This is a genomic window from Mesorhizobium sp. M7A.F.Ca.CA.002.09.1.1, assembly GCF_003998555.1.
Classification (GTDB): domain Bacteria; phylum Pseudomonadota; class Alphaproteobacteria; order Rhizobiales; family Rhizobiaceae; genus Mesorhizobium; species Mesorhizobium ciceri.
Window position 1 is genome coordinate 1 of record NZ_RZRR01001403.1, and the last position, 828, is coordinate 828.

General features: G+C 65.7%; 1 protein-coding gene. It reads right to left on the reverse strand.

The window, feature by feature from the left end:
* Positions 1–116 precede the first annotated feature (116 nt).
* Positions 117–828, reverse strand: a 712-nt coding sequence (locus tag EN994_RS33550; protein ID WP_127308259.1) for a YcbK family protein, incomplete at its 5' end; no start/stop codon positions are given.

Here is an 828-nt window from a genome sequence, read left to right on the forward strand (position 1 = left end):
ACCCGAGGATGACGAAGTTGGGGACGCTTCAGCCTATCTCGAATGTTCAGGAGGCTGGAACGATATTGCTGGAACGGCCTTGGCGGCTGACAGGCGTAGGCCGTCAAATAGCGCTGCTAGCCGTCACCGCCGCTGCGCCGGCGGCAGCGCCAGTTCCAGTCGCGCTCGGGACCGACGTCGACGTGAACCGATTCTGTGTGGCAGTATGTGCCGACACCGCCGCGACCGGGCATGCTTCTGATGTAGCTCGCCAGTTCCCATTTCGAAACGCCGGGAACCTGGATGTCGGCGGCGGCGCAATACATGTGCAGCGAATTCTTGGCGCCGTTGGCGCGCCGGTTGCGGGCCGGGTCGCGATAGCCTGACGTCACCGTCATCTTGCGGCCGTAGTGGCCTTCGATCGTCTTCAGCACGCGCACCAGCGACGGCTTCAGGCAGGCCACATCGACGCTTTCGTTCTGCTTGAGCAGCCCGTTGGGCGCCAGCCGGGCCATGCCGGCGGCGGACGCAACCTGATAGGAGCCGCCCACTGGCCCCTCATCCTCGTTGAGGTCGACGTCGCTTTCGTCATCGAGGCCCGACTTGCGCTTGATCTCGAACAGGGCCGTCTGGCGCACGCCGGGCAGGGCATCGCTGCCGGTGATGTGACCGCTATCGCCACCGAGCGAAGCCAGTTGTACCGGCTTGGCCGTGGAATCGGCCGAGGCAAGCGTGATGATCGGTTTTGCCGCTGCTGGCGTCGCTTTTGCCTGCGCCGGGGGCTGCTCGCCCGTCCGGGCGTTGCTGATGAGGGGGGCTGGTGTCGCCGAGGCTGGCGTTGCGCCAAAC